This is a genomic window from Paenibacillus sp. J31R34 (assembly GCF_059383715.1).
Map to the genome: position 1 here is coordinate 482,240 of NZ_JBXENU010000003.1, position 22,560 is coordinate 504,799.

Consider the following 22,560-nt stretch of genomic DNA (forward strand, 5'->3'; position numbering starts at 1 on the left):
TAAGATAGTGGAATAGGATAGCCATTATCCAAATATGAGAGAATGCGGAGGGAGCCATGAATAAGGTCGCCTTCATTACAGGTGTGACAGGACAAGACGGCATGTATTTAACCGAACTGCTGCTGGCGAAAGGATACATCGTTCACGGTTTGAGACGGCGCAGCTCGCTGGCGAATACGGGGCGAATCGACCGGATTGTGGAGGAAGCGAATCGCGCACGGCAGCGGCTCCATCTACATTATGGGGATTTGACAGATTCAACGAACTTGGTGAGGCTGGTGCAGGACATTCAGCCGGATGAAATTTATAATTTGGCGGCGATGAGCCATGTGCATGTCAGCTTTGATATGCCGGAATATACGGCGAATGCCGATGGTATCGGTACTTTGCGCCTGCTCGAAGCCATAAGGCTGCTTGGTCTGACCGATAAAACGAAAATTTATCAGGCATCCACGTCAGAGCTGTACGGACTTGTGCAGGCGGTTCCGCAAAGCGAGACGACACCGTTTTATCCACGCAGCCCTTACGCGGTCGCCAAGCTGTATGGCTATTGGATTACGGTCAATTACCGGGAGGCCTACGGCATGTATGCCTGTAACGGCATCTTGTTCAACCACGAAAGCCCGGTACGTGGAGAAACGTTCGTCACACGAAAAATAACCCGTGCCGTCGCCCGCATTGCCTCTGGCCTTCAGCAGACGCTTGCGCTGGGCAACTTGTCGGCCCAGCGCGACTGGGGGCATGCGCGAGATTATGTAGAAGCGATGTGGCGCATTCTCCAGCAAAACGAGCCGGAGGATTATGTCATAGCCACTGGGCAGACAACAGAAGTGCGTGAGTTTGTGCGGCTCGCTTTTGCCGAGGCAGGCATCGAGGTTGCTTTTACCGGCGAAGGAGCGGAGGAGCTGGGCCATGTGGTCAGCTGCAAGCGTCCGGAATACCAGCTTCCAGTTGGCCAATTGGTCGTCCAGGTTAATCCGCGATATTACCGCCCGACCGAGGTGGAGCTATTGCTTGGCGACCCGGGAAAAGCGCAGGCGAAGCTTGGCTGGACCCCAGCCAGCAGCCTTGCTGATCTCGTCAAGGATATGGTCGCAGCCGATTTGGAGGAGACGCAGCGCGTAGCGGATTTGCGCAAGCTAGGCTATGATGTGAGTTTGGATTTGGAATAAATATAACAATAGCCCGCCGGAACACTGCAGCAAGTCAGCAGCTTCCGGCGGGCTATTGATTTTGAGGAGTCGATTAGAGGAGACTGTGATTTTTTTCAATTGGGTGATAAACAAGATGGCGTGTAATATCGCCAGGATGCTGCACCAGAAGCGGCCCCCAAGAAGGATTTGTATCATGCATCAGTTTGAGCAGTGAAAGCATGCGATCAAATACTAACTGGACATCCGCTTCGCTAGACAAGCCTTCAGTTAAGGCTGCCGCTACGATATGCGCAGCGTAATAACCAGAGCGGAATTCGTCGGAAAGCGAGCCTGTAGTGCGCATCAAGATGCGCAATGAAGAGGCAATGCGTTCATCCTTGTTTCTCCAATTTTGAATTTCATCGAGCGAGTGATTTTCAAGACTTCTAAGTTTGGTTTTCATAATTGTCCAAGCGACTATTCGGGCAGAGCGCTTAGCTGTATCAGCATCAATTCGGCTGCCGCCTAATTGAATATCGGAAAGATCCTTGTCAGATTCTGCTTCAATGATTTTCTCCCAATCACCTGCTTGATCGAATTCAAGCAGACCAGAAGCATAAGCACCTAAATATCCACGTAAAATGTCAGCTGTATGAGGATCACTAGAAGGCCCTTCATTTCGCAGCTGGGCTTGTCCGGTAAAAGCGGCGTTCATGCCGCGAAAATAACCGACAAGACCAATGGCCGCAGCAGGTCCCAAATTTAGAATGCCTAGAACATCCGAAGCGGTTTCGTCCATGCGGGATGCCCAGTAATCGGGAAGGCCTTGGCCGATATTTTCTTGGGTCAGGCTGGTGCGAACAGCATCTGCCAGTTCCTCCAACAGCCCAACATCTGCGTGCAGAATATCGTGGCCACATACCTCATGAGGGATGCTGGACCATGCCAGCAAGCCAGCAGCCGCATGGGCAGGAGGAAGACTGACAATCGCAGCTTCCAAACCAAACACAGATGTAGCGTCGATAGGCCAAGTATAAGGGCCGGATTCGGGTTCTCCCCACTTTACCAAGGCCGGAATAACACTGAGATCCGGTGGCTTGATGCCTATCCGGTCACCTGCACTTAGATAACCGTCATAAAGATCGCTGACCATCTCCTGAAAGCTATCGCTTGCCAGTGCATGAAAGCCTTCGCCATTCTGGAGAATGCTATGGGCGATATCCAGCATGAGTCTGGCTGTATTATTTCTATTTGGGTCCCGTAGTAAAATTTCCATGAAGCCCTGCTGGCCCAGATTATCCAAGGTGCGAATAAACGGAACGGCAACCGCCTGTTGATACAGCATCGGGAGCTTGCTCTTTGCTGCCTCAAGTCTCCCTCTCAATTGATGATAATCCGTCGGATCAGGCGGCCCCTGGATGTTAGAAAGCACAGCTTTCTTCACATCCTGAATGCATGCAGGCAAATTGGTGATATCCGGTATTACATGGGTAGCCGTGCGGCTTCTTTCAAGTGTTGTTTGCATAGTTAGGTTACCTCCTGAAAGTTATAAGAGCCAAAAGTTCTTGATCCGGCCTTGAACAAGACGTGCATCAAAAGTATAGGTTTAAGTTTCATAAACAGAAATCTTCTATTGACCTAAGTGTTAATCAAATGATGACCCTCAGGGCTCCATAGTCGTTTTTGAAAGGCTGTTCCGTTTTTAAAGCGGAGTTCATAAAGATCAGGGTTTGTCATTTGTTCTCCCTGTTGATCGGTGAAATCGGGCACGTAATGCTGAAGCAGCAGTGTTAAGGTCAACCGATGGCTGACTAGGAGAAACGTTTGACCGTCACTTTTCAATAGTTCGTTTGTGAATGCAACAACACGTGTGGACACTACTTGTGCGCTTTCCTCTTTGTCGATACCGGATACTCCTTGCTCTCGAAGACGGATTTCCGCTGGCTCTAGCGGGAGGTTCAGCCGTTTTTCAATAATTTGCGCTGTTTGCCAAGCACGCAGATAAGGACTGGAGATTAATTTCTCCATATGCAGGCTGTCCATGCCTGCAAGAGCATCTGCCAGTTGTTCAGACTGAGTTACTCCGGCTGGACTAAGGGGAGCATCTGGCTGGTTTCCAGTAGCGAGTCCATGTCGAACCAAATACAAGGTTACTTCATCATGCATCAGCTAATGTCACCTTCTGAGTAAGATTTTAAGCTTCTGTTCCAGGCAGGAGAATTTCTGCCTCGACTATAATGTGTAATATGTCAAAACTTAATCCATTCCATAATTTGTGAGATGGTAACGATAAGCAATGTACTTCTGATACTTTAGCTTTTGGGCAGGGTATCGTTGTTATGAATGCTAGATAAGAAAAAGATATTCCCTACCTGCTAGGGAATTGAACGAACATTTCTGAACAAATAAGCTTCCGACCCCACCCGAAGTGTGGAGCCGGAAGCTTATTGTCTTGGAGCAGAATGGATGGGGGGGTGGAGAGGGGCCAGCAATCAGCCGCTTTATAACAGGCTTTCCCGCAGGCAATCGCAAATGTAGGCGATATCCTGCTCGGTTAAGCCGCCGTAGGTCGGCACATTCAGTCCTTGCGCTGCAATGCGGTTTGCGACAGGAAATTCCTCGCTGCGCTGCATGCCTTGATACGGCGGGAGCACATGCATCGGATAAAAGAACGGACGCGTTTCAATTCCGCGTTCTTTCAGGCGCTCCATGAAAGCGCCGCGCTGCTCTTCGTTATAGCCGTTTAGCAGGATGCTGAACATCCAGTAAACGTTTTTCGCCCATGGCTGCTCGGCAGGCAGCGTGAAGGCGCTGTTTCCTTCGAGCTGCTTGCGGTAAAGCGAGGCGACGCGTATCCGTTCGCCGACATGCCAGTCGATGTTTTCCATTTGTGCGCAGCCAACCGCCGCTTGCAAGTTAGTCAGGCGATAGTTGTAGCCAATGACGGGAAACCAATATTTGCGGGCGGGATCGATGCCCTGTCCGCGCAGAAGCTGCATTTTGCGGGCAAGCTGCTCGTCATTGGTCGTAATCATGCCGCCTTCGCCGGTCGTTATAATTTTGTTGCCGAATAGGCTGAACGTTCCCGTATGGCCCAGCGAGCCGGTCCGCTTGCCCTTGTATTTTGCACCGGGTGCTTCCGCAGCGTCCTCCAGTACAAATAATCCATGCCGCTCCGCAACTTCTGATATAGCGTCCATATTGGCAGGATGCCCGTACAGATGGACGGGAATGATCCCCTTCGTGCGTGGCGTAATCAGCCCCTCCAGCAGCTCAGGGTCCATGTTCCACGTATCCGGCTCGCTGTCAACGAAGACGGGAGTGGCTCCGCAATACGTGACGGCATTTGCCGTGGCGATAAAAGTCAGCGTCGGGACGATGACCTCATCTCCTGGGCCTACCCCGTGAGCCAGCAGCGCCAAATGCAGAGCAGTTGTTCCATTGCTGCACGACACGGCAAATTTCGTCCCGCAAAAGTCAGCGAAAGCTTCCTCAAACGTATGAATATATTTGCCTGTTGAGGAAATCCACGTGGAATCCAGGCAATCCATGACGTATTTTTTCTCATTTCCATTAAAAATAGGAACGGCAACCGGATAAAATTTGTCGCCCAACATTATGCCTCCTCCGTGTTACGTTCGCTCTTGGTTCAAAAGACGCTTCACTGTGGCGGGAACGCCAGCAGCAAGCGTTTGGTCCGGAATATTCCGAATGACGGCCGCACCAGCGCCAATCATGCAGCCTGCTCCTATGCGAATGCCGTCGATGACGACAGTGCCTGTTCCGAGAAAAGAACCGTCGCCGACTGTTACACCGCCGGACAGCGTGGAGCCAGGCGCCAGATGGCAGGCCTCGCCAATGATGCAATCATGGTCAACCGATGCAGCTGTGTTAATGATGGTGAGGGAGCCAATTCGAGCATCCGGCTGGATGATGCCTCCCGGCATAACAGCAATGCCACACCCAAGCGTGGCGCTGGGAGCAATATAAGCTAACGGGCTTATGGCATTAATCAGCTCGAAGCCAAGGCTTTGCACATGGCGGGCGACCCGCAGCCGCGTCGCATTATCGCCGATAGCGATAAAAGCATGGCGTACCCCCTGCTCCAGCAGCAGAGGAAGCATGGCATCGTCGCCAAGCACGGGGATATTCAAAACCTGCCCGCCTGGCTCGCGGCCGATGCAGCCAATGACCTTGTATGTCTGGCTGGTACGAAGAATATCAACGATAACTTTGGCATGTCCGCCGGCCCCAACAACAACGGTACGATAAGGATTCGCAGAAACAGCATTCATGCCGTATAGGCTCCTTCAACAATAAAATGAGGGGGTGATGCAGCTACTCCCATCATATTCAAATGGCAGAAAATTGCTTCACTTGCAGCCGGGCAGTCGTCCATTTATTCAAATATAGTTGAAATCCCTAGCAGGCGGGGGCATGTGCCGTTGCTTTTTGTGAGCGGGACAATACGCTATGGAGAAGGCAGAGCGATTGGAGGCGTGATATGAAACGCAAAAGAGCTCGTAAACAAGGAACAGCGAAGCGCGGCTCGCATAGCCGCATATCGCGAAGAAAACGCGGCAATAGAGCGCGAGTCGGAAAAGTAACAAGAACAAGAAGACGCAAAGGCAGACGGGGCGGCAGGAAACTGCGCGGCTCGAAAAGAAGCAGGAACAGGCAGAAGGCAGCCGAGCAGGCTCAGCTTGTAATTGAGCCTCCAGCAACGGTCGAGCCGCCTCCAGCACCAATAGATACGGAGCAGTTAAAAGCAAATAATGCGGCGTTCCGTCAGGGGCTGCCTGCAGGAGCTCCAATTGTAGAGCTGCTGCGCCGGGTATTCCGGCTGGGAGATGAGGATTTTTTATGGGAGCTGTATCGTCAGGTGCTCCAGCGCGAGCCGGATCACGAAGGCTTTAACGGCCATCGCAGTCATCTGGCCCATGGCACGCCACGGGCGGTTATTGCTGCGGCTCTTATCCAGAGTCCAGAGGCGGATGCTATTTTCTCCAGAGTGCCATCTGGAGAAGCGAATACGACAGCCCATCTGATTCAGCATTTGTTCCCCGCTGCGGATTTGGATTTTATTCACGGCATCCATGTACAAATAATGAATCGTGCGCCGGATAGCAATAAGGTAGGACGATACACGACGGCCTTGAAGCAAGGACTGCTGCGGCGCGCATGGATAGCGAGCCTTGTCATGTCGGAGGAGTTTGGACTGCTCATTGGGGCGCCGTATTTACCTCCGCTTGCGGCGAGTGCGGCCCGTATAAACAGCCGGCAAATCGGCATGTTCCTTTGCTTTGGGGTGCAAATTGCGATGGATGGCGAAGGCATCGGTCGTTTCATCGTCCGCTTGTCGGAAGGCTTGCTTGCGCTGGAGAATGATTTTACCCTTCATGTGGCGACAACGGAAGCGAATTTTGCCGAGGCTGCGGCTGTGTATGCCCCGCTGCGCGCGGCTTATGGCGATCGTTTGAAGCTGCACCGCACGGACAGCATGGATACGGTGAACCGCAGCGTGCCTGCGGACATATGGATTGTGCCATATGTTGGGATGGCGCTCGCGCAATATTTGGAAAAACCTTATATGGTTTGTCTGCATGATCTCGTATATTTGCATTTGCCTGAGCTGTACAGCGCGTATACCCAGCATTACCAATATATCCATTCTGTAGCGCAAAAGGTGACGGAAAAAGCGGCGAAGGTAGTCTTCGCTTCGGAGTTTACCCGCAATCATGAGGGGTTGGAGTTTCTCGAGCTGGCTGTCCACAAAACGGCTGTCGTGCGCTTTGCAGCGCCGCATGAGGAATATGCGGTGTTTCAAACGCATAGCGAGGAGAAGTTCCGCAGCGCCTACAAGCTGGATGGTCCATATTTGACCTTCCCGTCGGTTGTAAGGCTGCATAAAAATCATGAAGGCCTCATCAAAGCTTTTGCGCTGTTCAAGCAGACGGAAGCAGGAAGAGCATCTGGCATGAAGCTTGTTTTTACAGATGATCTTGGGAACCGCCCGCGGCAGCAGGAAATTTTGGCAGCGCTGAGCGAAATTGCTGATCCTGTTATTCGCAGTTCAATCGTGTTTATGGGGCGCATAGCTTCAGTAGATTTGCCTTCCCTATACCGCTATGCCGCAGGCACAATCGTTCCAACGCTCTTCGAGGGCAGCTGCCCATTCCCTATATTGGAGTCGCTGCTGATGAATACGCCGGTCGCCTTCGGAAGGCTGGAGGTGGTGAAGGAGGTTATTAGCGACATGAGCTGCTTCGCAACCTTCCATCCGCATAATATCCAGGAGATGGCGGACGCTATTGCACGGCTGTCACGGGAGGGGGAAGAGGTTGTCCCACGTCAGCAGGCCGCACTTAGCGGCGCGTTGAGCAGGAGATGGCTGGATGTCGCAGGAGATTATGCAAACGTCATTGAAGAGGTGCAAGCAGCTGCCGACTAGGGCAGCTGCTTGCCGTAATACCGCCAATACGTATCGCGAAAAACGTTCAAATAACGCTTTGCCACATCATCCCAGCTTTCCGCTGGATCATGAATGCCCGCCATGGCGGAGCTTTTGTATTCATCATAATTGGCAGTCAAATCTTCAAGCGCTTGAACGATGGAATCGGGGCTGTGGGGGTTGAACCAGGCGATTTTGGCACTATGCCGCGCCAGATGCTCTCGCATCACCGGAATGTCCGAGCAGAGCACCGGAGTACCGAGGCGAAGCGCTTCTTCGACCGGGTAGCTTCCGCCACCTTCCGAAAGGCTGGGCATAATGAGCGCCCAGGCATTTTTAATGAGTGCGGGAATATCCTCATCTCCTACAAAGCCGAGCGGGTAAAGATCACGATTGACGACAAGCCCTGTTCGGCGAATGGTGGAGATGAGCGTTGGAATCCAACTGTGCTGCGGCGTGCAATCCGGAAAAGGCTGCCGCAGCGTATCGGTTAAATAACCAGTGAGCACTAGCGGGCATTTGGTGCGCCCCTTCCAATGGGACAAGGCCTCGAGCAGATTGTTGTGGTTTTTATGCGGCGATGTATTGGATGGATAAATGATGTATTTGGACGGAATGCGGGCAGCGGTGGCAGGAGAGACCTGGCTTGCATATTGTGCGGCAATCGGTGTAATGGCATGGGGCACGACAGTAGCCGATTGATGGCGAGGGCCGAAATGAGCAATGAGGCGATTTTTCACATGCTCCGAAGAAACGACGACGGACGTGACGTGGTCCAGCCATTTTTTCGATAAAATCCAGTGGCCCTTAAGCTGCTCGCCATTTGTGAAAGGCGGGACATAATCGAACATCGTCGTATCGTGAAAGGTGCAGACGGTGGGACGGTCAAGGGCGTGATAAGGGTGGGTATGCGGCCAGTAGTAATAGACGACGTCGATACCGGCGAGCAAATAGGAATTTTGGTCGGAATCGATGCTGTGCTGGGTGGATACCATCTCAACCTTGCCTAATGCTTTTAGTTCCGCCACGTTGCGAATAAGGGAATCGGGCGAGAGGACGAGCCTGATCTGCTCGACGTCCGGCTGCCTGGCCATAGCTGAAATTAAATTATGGAGCAGCCTCATCCCACCGCCGATGGAAAAATGGACAGACCATACAAGAATCCGCATTGTTACAAACCTCCTGCCAAGGGCGAAGCTGTCTCCTGCCTAACAGGAAGGATGCCAGCCGTTGCTCCGTGAAATATGAAAAATGTTGCGCTTGCGAATTCAATATATGTGGGCGCGAGGGCAGTTATTCGCAGCATCGGCGCAGGATTTGTGGGCAGCGGGCTAAAGGCCCGCTAGCTTAAGCACATGTTCAAGCTTATTTATATTAACGACAATATTGTCCGTTCCGACGAAAGGCTTGGGAGGCTGCTCCACTTCGCATACGATTTCATAATAGTCTACGCCAGCATGTGCGCATAGCTTCCAGAAGTAGGGGTCCACGAAGGTGGAAGGAGCAAGCTCCAAAAGAGCTGCGCCCGGCTCGCAGAAGGCAATGTTGATGCTGCCGCTCCCGAAGGGGGCGACAATATGCTGCGCTGACGAGAAAATCGCGATTTTCTCTGCGGTAGAGAGCGGAGTGAGCACGATTTCCCTGAAGCCCTTGCCTTTCAGAAAACGGAGAACCTCTTCCTCGTTGGCGACAAAGCGGGCCTGGGCATCCTTGCGGGTAATATAGAGGCGCTCGAAGCCTTTTTTGGCTTTTACGCGCCGGTCAGCTTTAAGCCGCTTGGCCATGAAATGCGACGCCCACGGCGGACATTTGCCGACCATCAGCGGCACCGCCGGCACGATCAGGCGGTCGGCGAGAAGATGGAAGTCCGCATCCTCGACCTGAATGCACTTATGGAGCGGAATGCCTAGCATGGCAAGCGATTCATAGTGAAAAGGGTGAAACAGCTTGCCGATGACATATTTGTCAATCGGAATGCCGCTCTTCTCCAGCAAATGGAGCCTCGGTAGCAGATCGAAAAACCAATGTCCGAAAATGTTTTGCGTACATGCCTTGATATGCGGCATGTTCCAGCCCCAAATGAGCGTGGCGACCGTTCCCTTGAAATGCTGCGGCTCCGGCAGCTGCGTGAAATCAATGAGGGGGCAGTCGAGCTCAACATCGCGCAGCCGCTTATTGTCCGGCGTAACAACATATGCGTTGCTCGTCACCAGCCGCCCGCCAGGAATGGCCGCTACAAAAGCTTCATCAAAGGCAGAAGCCGTCACCCAGCGTGGCTGATCGATGCCTTTGCCGGCGGGGAGCGTTAACGTTTCAGCCGGGTAAATGACATGATAATAATAGGAAAGCAGATCGGGAGGGACAGCCGCTTGCTGCGCCCAATCTCTCGTTTTCTCATAAAATTGCTGAGGGATAGTGTAGATAGGGATCGCCTCCTTCAATCCGGATCATGCAGCGCACCTGGTGCGGCGTATCGTTTTGCGCGCTGCATAATGCTTGAAATTGCTAAATATGCTTCCATCGCTAAGCGTAATGATCAGCAAGCTCCTGCTGCCGCCTAATGATCGGCTGGAAGCTGGCTGGGCAGCCTTTAGGGAATAGAACGCCCAAACCGTTGGAATGCTCGAAATGCAGGTGAGGCATCGCCGAAAGCTCCGCCCAGAGCCGGTAAACGCCAAAATCCGCGAGCCGAACAACGGTGTCATGAAATAAAATAATGCCACCCTCCGCAAGCTTGGGAAGCCAAGTCGTATAGTCATGCAGAACAGCTTCATACACATGGTAGCCGTCAATATGCAGCAGCTGAATCGAACCGTCGGGAAAGGCGGCCAGCGCCTGGTCAAAGGTGCCGCGCAGTGGTGTTCCAATACCAGGAAATTCACGGGCGCTTACTGCATTGACTGCAGCGTACATCGAATCATCCAGCGTGCCATAAGCTCCGGTATGGGCATCGCCCATCCAAGTATCCACCGCATAACATGCGCTTTTCAACTGAGCATCCTTAATCGCTTGGCAAAAGCTAAAATAGGATGTGCCGTACAGCGTTCCCAGCTCTACAATCAGGCTCGGGCGGGCAAAACGGACAAGATCATAAGCAAATTTTCGATGCCCGGACCAGGCTCCGCCTGCCATAAAGCTTGCGGGCAGCTCAGGTGCCGCATCTGCAATAAATTTCGGGTTGTGAAATGTCCAGTCCATAACATCCTCCTGCCTTGCAAAATAGAAGCATAACTACACTATCCTATGTGGAGCTTGCCAGATAGGATAGGGCAGTTGCGCCAAGTAAAAGCGCACATTTCTCCTTCTCATAGACGTACAGCCGCCGTTGCGTCCGCCTTATCCCTACATACAATGACAACATAAACGAATATATCCGAATGGATGCGAGGTGGAATAGGTTGAGGAGCCGCAGTAGAAAAAGCGGCCGTGCGGGGAAAAGAGGCCCGCGCAGCTCACAAGGCGGCATTCGCCGCCGCACAGCCAGACGCCTTGCGGCCCGCGGGCGCAGACATCGCAGGAGCCAGGCGAGGCGCGGAGGGGCGCTGCAGCCTGCCATTATCCGAGGGCAGTGTGCAAAAGCGCGAAATGGCGGGCTCGCAGCGGGTTTAACGGCGAGGCAGGAGCCTGAGCCAGCCGATGAGCTGCAGCAGTTGCAGCGGCTATGGCATAGCTACTGTCTGGCGACGGGCGGGGCAGCTTCCAAATCAGCATATTTGGCCTGTATGAAGGCCTTCATAGAAGGATATTTTGCCGCTACGGGAACCCCGGCGCCGAATTGGGTGCTGCTGCCGACGAACCAGGCAGTTGCGGCAGTGGTGATGGCGATGAATGAAGAGGAATCCATGGCCTCCATGATTCAGCAATTGGAGAGGCTTCCTCTACATGAAATCGTCGTCGTGGTGAACGGCTCAACCGACACGACGGCCAGCAAAGTGCGGGAGAGCGGCAAAGCCGTGCTCATTCATTACGCTGGGGCACTCGGTCATGATGTGGGACGGGCGGTAGGCGCAAGAACCACGGTTTCGGATATTGTACTGTTCGTCGATGCGGATATTCCGGTTGCTTCGGAGCAATTGCTGCCTTTTATTGAGGCAGTCGCTGGAGGGACGGATATGGTGCTCAATAATTTATCTTCCTATATGGGGAATTTTTCAGGAAGAGATGAAGTCATGATGATGAAGGAGTTCGTGAACCGCTCGGTGAATCGGCCCGATCTTACCGTTAATTCCTTGACTGCCGTTCCGCATGCTCTCTCGCGTAAAGCGATTGAGGCTATTGGAGCAGCCCAACTGGCCGTTCCGCCAAAGGCGCAGGTGATTGCGCTCCGATATGGTCTTAAGGTAGGTACAGCGAGCATGGTAGATGTCATTCGACATAATCGGCTGCGTCCGGGAAATGTAGGCATGGGCAATCATGTGGCGAGGCTCATCGTAGGCGACCATCTGGAAGCGCTGGAGTGGATGATGCAGGCGGGAAATGCCCGCCTGCAATATGCGGACGGAGTAAGGGATCGCAAAAATGCTGGCCGAGGAGGGGAATAGATGCTGACCAGTATTATTATTCCGACCTACAACCGTTTGCCGCTGCTGCAGGAAGCGATTTATTCCATTCGCAGTAGTACACCGGAAGAGCATGAACTAATCATCGTTGATAATGGCTCAACAGACGGAACGATTGAATATTTGCGCGAGCAGCAAATCACATTCATCGGCCTGCCGCGCAATCAAGGCTTTCCCGCCGCCTGCAATTGGGGGCTGCGTCTGGCCCGCGGTGATCAATTGCTGCTGCTGAACAATGACGTGCTGGTGGCACCTGGTTGGCTGGGCAAGCTGCGGCAGGCTTTAGGCAGCAGCAAGCAGATTGGCATCGCGGGGCCGATGTCCAACTTTGTAAGCGGCAAGCAGCAAATCGAAATGCGCGGCAATTATAAGGAGATGGCGGAGCAGCTTGCCGCAGAGTCCGCAGGCGATTATGAGGAGGCCAGCCGATTGGTTGGCTTTTGCCTGTTATTTTCGCGGGAGCTGATGGATCAAATTGGTCTGCTGGATGAGCGCTTCTCGCCAGGACATTATGAGGATGATGACTATTGCTACCGTGCGCGGCTAGCAGGGTACCGTCTGCTGATGGTTAAGGATACATTCGTCTTTCATCATGGCAGCGCAAGCTTCAAGCAGGAGGGCCAGGATGCTGTAGAGCGTCTGCTCGCCCGCAACCGGAAGCTGTTTACAGACAAATGGGGCGTGGACCCGCAGCAGTTTATTTAAAATATAGGAAAGGATGACCTAACGCTGTCCTTTCTCTCTATTTCTCGGAATGAAACGCGCTGCGCCGCCAAAGGATGGCGCGAGCCGTTTCACCTTGAAATATAGGAAAGGATAACTTAACGGTATCCTTTCTCTATATTTCTACGCGAAACGGAAGCTCTGCCACCAGAGGATGGCAAAGCCGTTTACGCTTGGCCCACACGCAAATTTTGCACCAATACAGGAGGTGTTCAGCATGAAAATGGGGAGAAGGCGCAAAACGGCCAGCCTTCCGATTAAGCGGCGGAAGAGACGTGCCGTTTCAAAAAGGAAAAATCGCTCTGCAAAGCCTGCCAAGCCGCAGGCGGCTAAGGGACCGTATGAGGATGGTTATCAAATCGGTCATGAAGAAGGATACAGCAGAGGCTACGAAGATGGTACCAAGCAGGCAGAGGGACAAAGGGCAGACCACTCGCACAGCTGGGAGTCGGCGGAGAAGGCAGGCTACGAGAAAGGGCTGAAAATCGGACGCTACGAAGGCGGCGACGCCATCATCGATGAGCAGCTGCCGGAAGCTCATGTCCTCCCAGATACATCCGTAGCGCAGGTTATTGCATCAGGCATCGCTGCGCTAGGAGAACGCATCGTTCACCTTTTGACTGCACAGCAGGTGGCTGAGCGATTGATGGAAGCGCTGGAGCAGAGCAAGCCGCTATCTGTCGTGCGACTTGGAGATGGCGAGCTGTTGACGCTGGCACAGGAAGCTGTGCTGCCAACTGAACAGGTTCGCCACGAGGGCGGTTTTTTAGAGTATGCCGGAGTGAAGGTGCCGGACATTGCCGCCCGCGACCGCTTGCTGGCAGCGGTAAAGCGGGCCGACATTGTCGGCATTCCAAAGCTGCGGCAGCCGAACTACCAACGGCTGGCTACGGCCGTTTTTCAAACGTATGGCATTGATTTTCGCAGTAAGGTGCTGACAGATTCGCTCGTCAATTACCGTTTGTATCAAGACGGACATTTGTCCCGCCTGATGAGTGGACGGAGAGTGCTTGTCATTGGGAATTTGGCGCAGCCGCTCGCCAAAGTGCTTACTGAGAGCGGCGTAACGGTTGTGGGCGCTGTAGCACAGGTTCAGGGAATCCATGATGTGGACCGGGCGATGGGGGAAATCAGACAGCATGATTTTGAACTGGCGTTAGTATCAGCAGGCATTGCGGCTGTCATCCTTGCGGATGCGATCGCAGCAGAAATGGGCAGGGCTGCGCTTGATTTTGGCCATATGGCTAATTCAATCGTCAAAGGGGAAGCACCAATTCAGGCTTAAAGCAAAGGCAGCCGTTTTTATGTAGCCGTCCCGTGAGGGACGGTTGTTTGCTGTGGTGGGCGCAGCAGCTTAGGAAGGGATAGTGCCAATTGTAGCAGTAAGCGACGAGTAAACAATTTCAGCTGTAGTGCCAAGAGCGATGACGACACCCGATACTGTAACTTGCAGATCGTACGTGTGGCTGCCAGCAGCCAGACCGCCGTTGAAGTAAGTGATTGGAATCACTCTGTCCAAAGAGAACAATCCAAGCAGTGTGATCGCAAGCAAGTCGGAGCTTAATACTGTAGCAACAACGACGCCATCTTGCAGCAGGTCTACCGTAATGGTCGGATTGAGAGCTACAACCAGCAGGGCAGTCCAGCTAATGGATACATTAACAGTACCTTCAATAATCACCTGGTTGGAAGTGGCCGTTACCGGAACAATCAGAGTTGCGGCAGTGACAGCAGTAGCAGCAGTTGGGATAGCAGTCGGAACAGCACCTTGGATACCTACAACAGCAGAACCAGGGCCAGCAGGGCCAGTTAATCCCGTTAGACCAGTAGCACCCGTAGGTCCTGTTGGTCCGGTGGGACCAGTAGCACCAGTAAGTCCTGTAAGACCAGTTAGTCCAGTTAAACCAGTTAATCCAGTTTCACCCATAATTGATTCATCTCCTTTCAATCGTATACCACATCATATGTTGGTAGATAGAGATAGCAACGGTATTTGTCCAAGGGTAATCGTATATTTTCTAAATTGATAGATTATACCGCGAAAAAAAAGCACACACCTCCTCACTCCTCCTTCAATTGCAATACAGGCGGCGATAAATGCCCGATTTGCAGCAAGGGCAGGCAATTCGTCCACTATGAAAGCTCTAGCAAAGCATACGATGTTGAAGAGACGATACTATACTTTCGGAGCCGGCTATGGTAGGAAGGAGCTGCATATTGGCTACACGCACATGTATAATAGAAAGCTATTTATTTTGGGGTGAACCGGTATGAAGGCAGTCATTATGGCAGGAGGAAAAGGAACGCGCTTTTGGCCGAGAAGCACGACGGCAAAGCCGAAGCAGTTCCTTTCCTTAACATCTGGCGAGGCTACGATGCTGCAGGAAACGTACAACCGTTTTCGCAGCTGCATGCCGGAGGAGGATATATATGTAGCAGTAAGCCGCAACTATTTGCCGCTTGTTCGGGAGCAGCTGCCACAGCTTAGCGAGGAACAGCTCATTATTGAGCCGGAGCAGCGGGATACGGCGCCTTGCATTGCGCTGACGGCGAGCTTTTTTCAGAAACGGGGCTTAAATGAAGTGATTGTAACGGCTCCCTCGGATCAATATATTCCAGATGCTGCCGAGCTGATGGAGGCGCTGCGGGCAGCAGAGCAAGCGGCGCGCGATGAAGGCGTTGTTGTAACGATGGGAATTGTGCCGACAAGGGCAGAGACGGGATACGGCTATATTGAAGCGGGTGAGCATGAAGATGGCAAATATGGGCCAGGCATTAAGACGGTAAAAGCTTTTATTGAGAAACCGACGCTCTCGCGGGCGGAGGAACTGATTACGATACCGAATATGTACTGGAACAGCGGTATTTTTATATGGAAGCCGTCAACTATTGCAGGCTACATGCAGCTGTACCAGCCGGATATGTGGCGTGTTTTTGAGCTTGAAGGGGAGCAACTGGCACATGCGTATGTGCAGCTGCCAAAGCTTTCTATTGATTATGCACTGATTGAAAAGCTGGAACGCCTGTACACGCTGCCGATTGCTTTTACTTGGGACGATGTCGGCGTGTGGACCTCGCTTGAACGAATATTCGGGCAGGACAACGAGGGCAATATTTTGCTGGGCAGCGTCTATCCTACGGCAACGACCAACAGTATTGTTTATACGGAGCGGCAGCGGGTGCTGGTCATTGGCATTGATAATCTAATCGTCGTATCGACAGACGAGGGACTGTTGATTTGTCATAAAACACAGGAGCAGGCGGTAAAGCAAGCAATAGCCGCAATGGATGCTGATCGGGAAGGAGGCATGCCGTGAAAGCATTGATTACAGGCATAACCGGCTTTGCCGGAAGCCATTTGGCAGAGCATTTGCTGGCGCATCAAATGGAAGTGTCAGGCACCGTTAGGAAGACCAGCAGTATTAAGCATATCGCTCATTTGCTGCCGTCTGTTAAGTTATACGAATGCGAGCTGACTAATGAAGCCGATGTGGAAAAAATGATAGCGGACGTTAAGCCGGACATGATTTTTCATCTAGCAGCGCAAAGCTTCGTGCCAAAGTCTTGGGAATCGCCGCTGGCGACGATATACAACAATATTGCCGGGCAAATTCATTTGCTGGAAGCTGTACGAAAAGCAGGCCTTAACTGCAAGCTGCTGCTCGCCTGCTCCAGCGAGGAATATGGCCAGGTAGAAACGCAGGATATTCCGATTAAGGAAACGACGCCGCTGCGGCCGCTCAGTCCCTACGCCGTCAGCAAAATTACGCAAAATTATTTAGGCTACCAATATTATCGCAGCTATGGCATGCATATTGTATGCATGCGTACTTTCAACCATACAGGACCGCGGCGCGGCGAGCAGTTTGTAACCTCCAATTTTGCAAAGCAGATCGTTGAAATCGAGCGGGGACTGAAGCCGCCCGTTCTATATGTAGGCAATTTGGAGGCGAAGCGTGACTTTACCGATGTGCGCGATGTGGTGCGAGCGTACCGCTTGGCCATTGAAAAATGCGAGCCTGGAGAAGTGTATAATATTGCGTCGGGAAGCTCCCGGGCGATTAGGGAGATGCTGCAGACGCTCGTTGGTCTTAGCAGCAGCACCATTTCGATTCAGGAGGACCCGGCACGGCTGCGGCCTGCGGATGTACCGGAGCTGATTGGCGATTATTCTAAATTTCATCATCGTACAGGCTGGCGTCCGGAAATTCCCTTTGAGCAGACGATGCAGGATTTGCTGAGCTATTGGCGGGCGGAATTAGGTTAGGCTGCGCGCAGGATGACCCAAGCTTGCTGCATACCGCACGCGCTAGAAGAGCTTTTTAGTTCATACCCTCTAGACTGAAAATCGGACGATGGCTTAATCGTTGTCTGATAGAGGTTCAGAGGGTATTTTACGCTGCTGCTATGTTTTTGCTAAGGAGGCCTGAGAGAGAACGGCTGGAAAAAGCAAACTGCCCCAGCTTTCACGCCAGAGGCAGTCCGTGTTTCGTTTGATTTTCCAGTTATTATAGAAGCGCAAGCTCGGTCAGGCGTCCCCGGATCATGCTGCCAACCGCCTGCGGTGAATAGGAAGTGTGAATCGTATGCTGCCCCTTCGCTGCAATGGCTGCGCGCCACTCTGGCTCTTGCAGAAGCCTTTGCATATACAAGGCGGCATGATGCACATCGGGTTCGGCCCAAATTTGATACCCCTGATACGGTCCCCAATCGGTACCGACCTGAACCAGCTCATAATTGACGGGACAGGAGTTGGTCTCGTTCATAAAGTCGGTATTGCCGGACCAGTTCGTGCCGATGACCGGCTTACCCAAATACATTGCTTCTGCGAGGCCCAGTCCAAAGCCTTCGGCGCGATGCAGCGAGACAAAACAATCCGTGACACCCAGCAGCGAGTTGACTTCCACGCGGGAGAAAATACGATCAATAATATAAATATTGTTATGCTCGGCAGCGAGCTGACGTAGCGCCTCCATATCTTCTGGCCGGAAGTTCGTATTGTTGACCTTGAGTACGAGCCCGACCGTTGGATCATTTTTCGGAAAAGCGAGCCGGAAGGCTTCTACGACGGCTTGAGGATTTTTACGATTCGTATAGCTCTGTACATCATACATCATCGTGAACAGGAACTGGCCCTCTGGCAGGCCAAGCGATTCTCTCGTAACCTCTGGAGAAGTCTCCACCTCTACGCCATGAGGAATGATGACGACAGGTACGGGAGATTTCTGCACAACCGAATCAAGCACGAAGCGGCTGGATACCCATACCTCCTGCACCAGCTTGAACGCTGGAACAAACTCTTCGGGAAAATCAGGCAGCTCCCAGTGCCAATAGCCAATATTGTAGCGGTTGTGGAATAGGCTGTGTCCAAAATGGTCCTTAGCCGGAGCCATATAATCCGCATTCATATGAAACAGGTTGGTGTTATAGGAGCGTTCCTCCGTTTTCTTATGCTCCCAGCTCATATCCGACATCCGGGTGGCGACCTGAAGCGGGAAGTTTAAAATGCCGAAAGGAATTTCGGCTCGTTCAATCGCTCGCGCTGCGAGTCTGGCCGATTCGCCAATGCCCATTTCCGCATGAATAAAACCGACAAGATTGATGCCCTGTGCGGTCCAAGGCTGCGGATCATGTACCTCTTTGGCAGCAGAATGCTCTTCTGATTGGCGGGTCTGTTTGGCGTGTTGCGATAGGCTAGAGGAGGCGCGATTTTTTGTTTTTCGAAGGCTGCCGTTGCTTTTTCGTCTGCGTTCAACCCGCCGTTTAGCGCGCGGTTTGACCGCTTTGCGTTTACGGCGTTTGGCCAGCAGCGTTTTATTGGAAGAGCTGTGCTTCTTGCGTTTGGCGGACGTTTGATGTCGCTTGCGCTTAAGTGATTTGGCCACTTGTTTCCTTCCTTTCTCGTCATTTGCATGTGGAGAAATCGTTAGCGGATACGCGCTTGACTATATTGTATTCACGATGTATCTCAGATTCATGGACAATGACCTAATGGATAGTAAAAAGCGGCGTATGACTAGAAGCAGGGGCGGCAATAGAGGAGAGATGCCGATCGAGGGCGCGTTGCTTTCCGCAAAGAGCGCGGGACAGTGTGCGTAGGCCGTGCCGCAATAGAGGCTTGCTGCATAAGAAAGAATAGATGGACAACTTGCGAAAAAGAAGGGGGAGGGAGCGATGGTGGCTATGACAAGACAGCAATTTATTGCGGCATTGGCGCCTGCCGTCCTACAAGTACGGCGCGAGGGCTCGCCGATGCTGCCATCTGTACGGCTGGCGCAATATATTTTGGAAACCGGAGGTGTCATTCATTCCTGGTACAATTTAGGGGGCATTAAAGTAGGAGGAGCTTCGCCGAATGCCTACTGGCAGGGGCAAGCCGTCGTTAAAGGAACATGGGAGCATATCGATGGCCGAAATATAAATACGAGCGCGGCCTTTCGCGCATACAGCAGCGTGTATCATTTTATGAAGGATCAGGATCTGCTGTTTATGAAAACGCGATATGATCGGGTGAGGCTTGCGAAGACGCCAGAGGAACAGGCGCAAATGCTGCTGGCCTGCGGCTATGCAACCGATCCGGCTTATGCGGCCAAGCTGATTGCCATCATTAACAGCAATGGGCTGCGGCAATATGATGATCAGGCTGCGGCAGCTGTCAAGACGACGGTATTTCAGGGAGCGAAGACGGTTCCAATTTTACAAAATGGGATGGTGGAGATAATTGGCTACGAGCGTAGCGGCACCGTATGGGTGCCGGCGAGAGCGCTTGGCAGCCGCCTCGGCGGGAAAATTGGCTGGACGGGTTCAAAAGTAACGGTGAATGGCCAGGAGCTGGAGTCGCTGCTGGATGAAGGAACGGGGTATGTAACGATACGTGCGCTGGCTGCTTCCATGAATAAAAAAATCGAATGGGAGCAAAGCACACGCACCGTGACGATTATATAAGGGCGAGGCAGCTATTTTTTGCGCTGGGAGGCTGCCCAGAAAGCAAGCACAATCAGCGGAATCGTTATAAACCACGGAATGTGAATGGCTCTGCCAGCAACAAAAGCGAAAATAAACAACAGCACGAAGCCGATTATAATATACAGACAGCCTCTTCCGAAAGTATTCATAAAACTGCGCACCTCCTACCATAAGGAACTCATCCCTTATCATACGAAGCAGTCTTTAGCTGGTTGCATGAAAAATAGGAGCTGCGCGAAATTATGCGTTACAGCCAGGTCGTTTTCTCGGAATAAGGCTTGCGCGCAGTAGCAGGCGCTTCTCCTTGCGGATAGCCGATGAAGACGGTGCCAATAATTTTTTTGCCCACTGGGGCTCCGATAAACTCAAACATCCGCTCGTCGTGAACGAGGCCGATGCCGCGTGTACGCCATACAAGCCCAAGTCCTAGCGTTTCGGCGGTCAGCCACATGGAGTGAATGGCGCAGGCTGCAGCATATTCATTGTCCTTGGAGGAGGCTTCGTCACCTTCAACGATATCGGCCGTTACGACGATGGCAAGCGGCGTCGTTTCCAGCACTTTAATAGATTCTTTTACTAAATGCGGCTTGGTAGGGAAACGCTCCTCCAGATAGGTGCGCGCCAATTGCTCATAACGCTGCTTCGCTTCGCCGCGAACGACATAAAAATGCCAAGGCTCCCGCAGGCGGTCGTTAGGAGCGAGCGTTGCAGCTTCCAGCAAAGCGGCAATTTTCTCTTCCTCTACCTCCTGCGGCAAATAATTGCGAACTGCGCGTCTTTGTTTCAAAGCATCAAGCAAGGTAAGGGTAGTCATTATTATCTCTCTCCTTCTATATGGTGCTACAGCATCTTCTTCGTATAGCAGGCTGATCCGTTCTCTATAACTATACAGCGGAATAAGCGATGTGGAAAGGCTGAAACGGTTCTCGCTGCAAGATCCGCCCTCGGCATCATTCATTTTTCCATCTGTTGGAGTTGGGATATAATAGGGATAGAGTTACATAAGAAGGGGTTGAGCATAATGGGGAAAGCATTTGAAAAATTATTGCCGGAGCACGAGGAGTTTATCGGGCGACAGCATATGTTTTTTGTAGGATCGGCTCCGCTGACGTCAGAGGGCCATGTGAATATATCTCCGAAAGGCTACGATACTTTTCGCATATTGTCGAACCAGGAGGTCGCTTATCTCGATTTGACGGGGAGCGGCAATGAAACGAGTGCGCATGTGCTGGAAAATGGCAGGATGACGATTATGTTTGTAGCCATGGAGGGAAAGCCCGTTATTATGCGGCTATTCGGCACAGGAAACGTTATATTGCCAGGAACCGAGCGCTGGAATGAGCTGATTGGGCGGTTTGAGCTGCTGCCAGGCGCTAGGCAAATGATTGTGCTAGATATTCATAAGGTGACGACAGCGTGCGGTTTCAGCATCCCGTTTTATGACTATCAGGGCGAGCGGGAACAACTGAAGGATTGGGCGGAGAATATAGGTGATCAGAAGCTTGCAGCCTATCAAAATGAAAAAAACAGCTACAGCCTCGATCGGCTGCCTACCCCGCTTGGCATTCAGAGGCAGACAACCGAATCGTAAGCGGCAAGCTGCCTGCTTGTTCATTCGTTATTGATTCATTCATTCGTATAAAGATTGTAACGGGAAAAAAGCTTCCAAATCAGCTCTCTGCGGCTGGACACTTCTGTTTTGGCAAAAATAGATTTGAGATGATCCTGCACCGTATATGAGGAAATATGCAGGGAGCTGGCCAGTTCCTTCGTGGATAGGCCTCGCCATAACCGTTCGACCAGCTGTTTCTCGCGCGAAGTCAGCGCATAAGCTTCGGCAATGATTGGCAAAATATCGCCGGGCTTCGCAAGCTCGAACCAAACGGCAAGCTGAACCGAGCGATCAGCAGCCTGGAGCTTGCTTGCCCGCAGCGATAAGTAGGGGCCATCAGGAATCCGGATACATACTTTTGCAGCGTTCTGTAGCTGCTTGTCCGCGGCATTGGCAGCCAAAGCTCGCGAGCATACAGCGCGGACCGGTCTAGGCAGAGTCTGCTCATCGATATACTCCCACCCCCTAAGCTCCGACAGCCAGCTGTTTGCAGCGTCATTGCTTGATAGTGGCAGCAACTGCTCGGACAATATCAGAATGCCAGGATCGTCATGAAAGGCGGCTCCCTCGCTACCTGGCAGCAGCAAGCTGGCTTTTTTCAAGGTGCGGGCCATGCTTGGCACTAAGGAAGCGATATATAAGCGCTCCTCTTCTTGAAAAAACGGCTCATTGAGCAGCCGAAATAACGTCAAATACCCCCAGCAAGCTCCATCCACCGTAAGTGCTGCACGCAGCTCATCTCCAAAGCCGGCAGGCTGCAGCACCTTCATATATTTGAGGCTTCGGCTTAAATCGCCCTCGGTTGCACCGCTTAATGTTGCAACAGGCTCCGCAAGCTTGGCAAGCTCCTCATACGAGTTGAAATCTTCCTTTAAATATTCATATTCAAACAATAGATGATGAATGGCCTCTACGCCTTCCTCTGTAACTGCGCCAGTAGACAGCATCGTATGCGGATCGACAAGCGTACAGCATGCGGCCGCAAAAGGCATCGTCGTGCGCAGCTCTGCAAGCAGTCTCTCTCTGTATTCGCTAGAGCGGAGGTTAGCCTCTTCTAATTTGGCGAGCTGTTTCCGTACACTTTCTCTTTGCTTGTTCATTCCAGCTCTCCTGATT

The 22,560-nt window shown here is 52.2% G+C and carries 21 protein-coding genes; 9 read left to right on the top strand and 12 right to left on the bottom strand.

Going from position 1 to position 22,560, the window contains the following annotated elements; translation table 11 throughout:
* The first annotated feature begins 56 nt into the window (after positions 1-56).
* The gene (gmd, locus tag AC50YG_RS11540) at positions 57-1,172 is read left to right on the top strand and encodes a GDP-mannose 4,6-dehydratase (protein ID WP_494826902.1); all 1,116 of its coding nucleotides are present in this window, start codon (positions 57-59) and stop codon (positions 1,170-1,172) included.
* A gap of 73 nt (positions 1,173-1,245) precedes the next feature.
* Here gmd and AC50YG_RS11545 read toward each other — a convergent pair whose 3' ends face one another.
* The 4 genes from AC50YG_RS11545 to AC50YG_RS11560 all read right to left on the bottom strand — a co-directional run bounded on the left by AC50YG_RS11545 (position 1,246) and on the right by AC50YG_RS11560 (position 5,428).
* A complete protein-coding gene (locus AC50YG_RS11545) occupies positions 1,246-2,658 on the bottom strand; it encodes a hypothetical protein (RefSeq protein ID WP_494826904.1) in 1,413 nt (470 codons plus the stop codon).
* 113 nt (positions 2,659-2,771) lie between these two features.
* A complete protein-coding gene (locus tag AC50YG_RS11550; RefSeq protein WP_494826905.1) occupies positions 2,772-3,299 on the bottom strand; it encodes a histidine phosphatase family protein in 528 nt (175 codons plus the stop codon).
* Positions 3,300-3,634: 335 nt separating this feature from the next.
* Positions 3,635-4,750 carry a DegT/DnrJ/EryC1/StrS family aminotransferase gene (locus tag AC50YG_RS11555; RefSeq protein ID WP_473759407.1) on the bottom strand — a complete coding sequence of 372 codons (1,116 nt, stop codon included), beginning with the start codon at positions 4,748-4,750 and terminating at the stop codon, positions 3,635-3,637.
* A gap of 15 nt (positions 4,751-4,765) precedes the next feature.
* Positions 4,766-5,428, bottom strand: coding sequence for an acetyltransferase (locus tag AC50YG_RS11560; protein WP_494826906.1), 663 nt, complete (start codon positions 5,426-5,428; stop codon positions 4,766-4,768).
* A gap of 209 nt (positions 5,429-5,637) precedes the next feature.
* On the opposite strand from AC50YG_RS11560, the gene AC50YG_RS11565 reads away from it, so the two are divergent.
* The gene (locus AC50YG_RS11565) at positions 5,638-7,584 is read left to right on the top strand and encodes a DUF4214 domain-containing protein (protein WP_494826907.1); all 1,947 of its coding nucleotides are present in this window, start codon (positions 5,638-5,640) and stop codon (positions 7,582-7,584) included.
* Here AC50YG_RS11565 and AC50YG_RS11570 read toward each other — a convergent pair.
* The 3 genes from AC50YG_RS11570 to AC50YG_RS11580 all read right to left on the bottom strand — a co-directional run bounded on the left by AC50YG_RS11570 (position 7,581) and on the right by AC50YG_RS11580 (position 10,782).
* Positions 7,581-8,753, bottom strand: coding sequence for a glycosyltransferase family 4 protein (locus tag AC50YG_RS11570; RefSeq protein WP_494826909.1), 1,173 nt, complete (start codon positions 8,751-8,753; stop codon positions 7,581-7,583). The genes AC50YG_RS11565 and AC50YG_RS11570 overlap by 4 nt on opposite strands.
* A 162-nt stretch (positions 8,754-8,915) precedes the next feature.
* On the bottom strand, positions 8,916-10,025 hold the full coding sequence (locus tag AC50YG_RS11575) for a glycosyltransferase family 61 protein (RefSeq protein ID WP_494826911.1): 1,110 nt from the start codon (positions 10,023-10,025) through the stop codon (positions 8,916-8,918).
* 82 nt (positions 10,026-10,107) lie between these two features.
* Positions 10,108-10,782 (bottom strand): class I SAM-dependent methyltransferase, encoded by a 675-nt coding sequence (locus tag AC50YG_RS11580; protein WP_494826913.1) that lies wholly within the window; start codon positions 10,780-10,782, stop codon positions 10,108-10,110.
* A 200-nt stretch (positions 10,783-10,982) separates the two neighbouring features.
* Here AC50YG_RS11580 and AC50YG_RS11585 point away from each other — a divergent pair, with 200 nt between their 5' ends.
* The 3 genes from AC50YG_RS11585 (at position 10,983) to AC50YG_RS11595 (ending at position 14,151) form a co-directional block, all read left to right on the top strand.
* Positions 10,983-12,125, top strand: a complete 1,143-nt coding sequence (locus tag AC50YG_RS11585) for a glycosyltransferase (RefSeq protein WP_494826915.1) — start codon at positions 10,983-10,985, stop codon at positions 12,123-12,125.
* Positions 12,126-12,848, top strand: a complete 723-nt coding sequence (locus AC50YG_RS11590) for a glycosyltransferase family 2 protein (RefSeq protein ID WP_494826917.1) — start codon at positions 12,126-12,128, stop codon at positions 12,846-12,848.
* A 235-nt stretch (positions 12,849-13,083) separates the two neighbouring features.
* Positions 13,084-14,151 (top strand): GT-D fold domain-containing protein, encoded by a 1,068-nt coding sequence (locus AC50YG_RS11595; protein ID WP_494826919.1) that lies wholly within the window; start codon positions 13,084-13,086, stop codon positions 14,149-14,151.
* Between the two features lie 69 nt (positions 14,152-14,220).
* Here AC50YG_RS11595 and AC50YG_RS11600 read toward each other — a convergent pair whose 3' ends face one another.
* On the bottom strand, positions 14,221-14,793 hold the full coding sequence (locus AC50YG_RS11600; RefSeq protein WP_494826921.1) for a hypothetical protein: 573 nt from the start codon (positions 14,791-14,793) through the stop codon (positions 14,221-14,223).
* A gap of 343 nt (positions 14,794-15,136) precedes the next feature.
* Between AC50YG_RS11600 and AC50YG_RS11605 the strand changes: the two genes are divergently transcribed.
* Together AC50YG_RS11605 and AC50YG_RS11610 are read left to right on the top strand one after the other, a co-directional pair.
* Positions 15,137-16,183 (top strand): mannose-1-phosphate guanylyltransferase, encoded by a 1,047-nt coding sequence (locus tag AC50YG_RS11605; protein ID WP_494826923.1) that lies wholly within the window; start codon positions 15,137-15,139, stop codon positions 16,181-16,183.
* The gene (locus AC50YG_RS11610) at positions 16,180-17,133 is read left to right on the top strand and encodes a GDP-mannose 4,6-dehydratase (protein WP_473759397.1); all 954 of its coding nucleotides are present in this window, start codon (positions 16,180-16,182) and stop codon (positions 17,131-17,133) included. The genes AC50YG_RS11605 and AC50YG_RS11610 overlap by 4 nt, the downstream gene beginning before the upstream one ends.
* Positions 17,134-17,374: 241 nt before the next feature.
* Here AC50YG_RS11610 and AC50YG_RS11615 read toward each other — a convergent pair whose 3' ends face one another.
* Positions 17,375-18,751, bottom strand: a complete 1,377-nt coding sequence (locus AC50YG_RS11615) for a glycosyltransferase family 4 protein (RefSeq protein WP_494826924.1) — start codon at positions 18,749-18,751, stop codon at positions 17,375-17,377.
* 289 nt (positions 18,752-19,040) lie between these two features.
* Between AC50YG_RS11615 and AC50YG_RS11620 the strand changes: the two genes are divergently transcribed.
* Positions 19,041-19,811, top strand: coding sequence for a glucosaminidase domain-containing protein (locus AC50YG_RS11620; protein WP_494826926.1), 771 nt, complete (start codon positions 19,041-19,043; stop codon positions 19,809-19,811).
* Between the two features lie 11 nt (positions 19,812-19,822).
* Here AC50YG_RS11620 and AC50YG_RS11625 read toward each other — a convergent pair whose 3' ends face one another.
* Positions 19,823-19,981, bottom strand: a complete 159-nt coding sequence (locus tag AC50YG_RS11625; RefSeq protein ID WP_341282427.1) for a hypothetical protein — start codon at positions 19,979-19,981, stop codon at positions 19,823-19,825.
* Positions 19,982-20,079: 98 nt separating this feature from the next.
* Complete coding sequence (locus AC50YG_RS11630) at positions 20,080-20,646, bottom strand: nitroreductase family protein (protein ID WP_341282428.1); 567 nt, start codon at positions 20,644-20,646, stop codon at positions 20,080-20,082.
* A gap of 207 nt (positions 20,647-20,853) precedes the next feature.
* Between AC50YG_RS11630 and AC50YG_RS11635 the strand changes: the two genes are divergently transcribed.
* The gene (locus tag AC50YG_RS11635; protein WP_494826928.1) at positions 20,854-21,423 is read left to right on the top strand and encodes a pyridoxamine 5'-phosphate oxidase family protein; all 570 of its coding nucleotides are present in this window, start codon (positions 20,854-20,856) and stop codon (positions 21,421-21,423) included.
* Between the two features lie 35 nt (positions 21,424-21,458).
* Here the strand turns inward: AC50YG_RS11635 and AC50YG_RS11640 are convergent, their stop codons facing one another.
* The gene (locus AC50YG_RS11640; RefSeq protein ID WP_494826929.1) at positions 21,459-22,544 is read right to left on the bottom strand and encodes a helix-turn-helix transcriptional regulator; all 1,086 of its coding nucleotides are present in this window, start codon (positions 22,542-22,544) and stop codon (positions 21,459-21,461) included.
* Positions 22,545-22,560 lie beyond the last annotated feature (16 nt).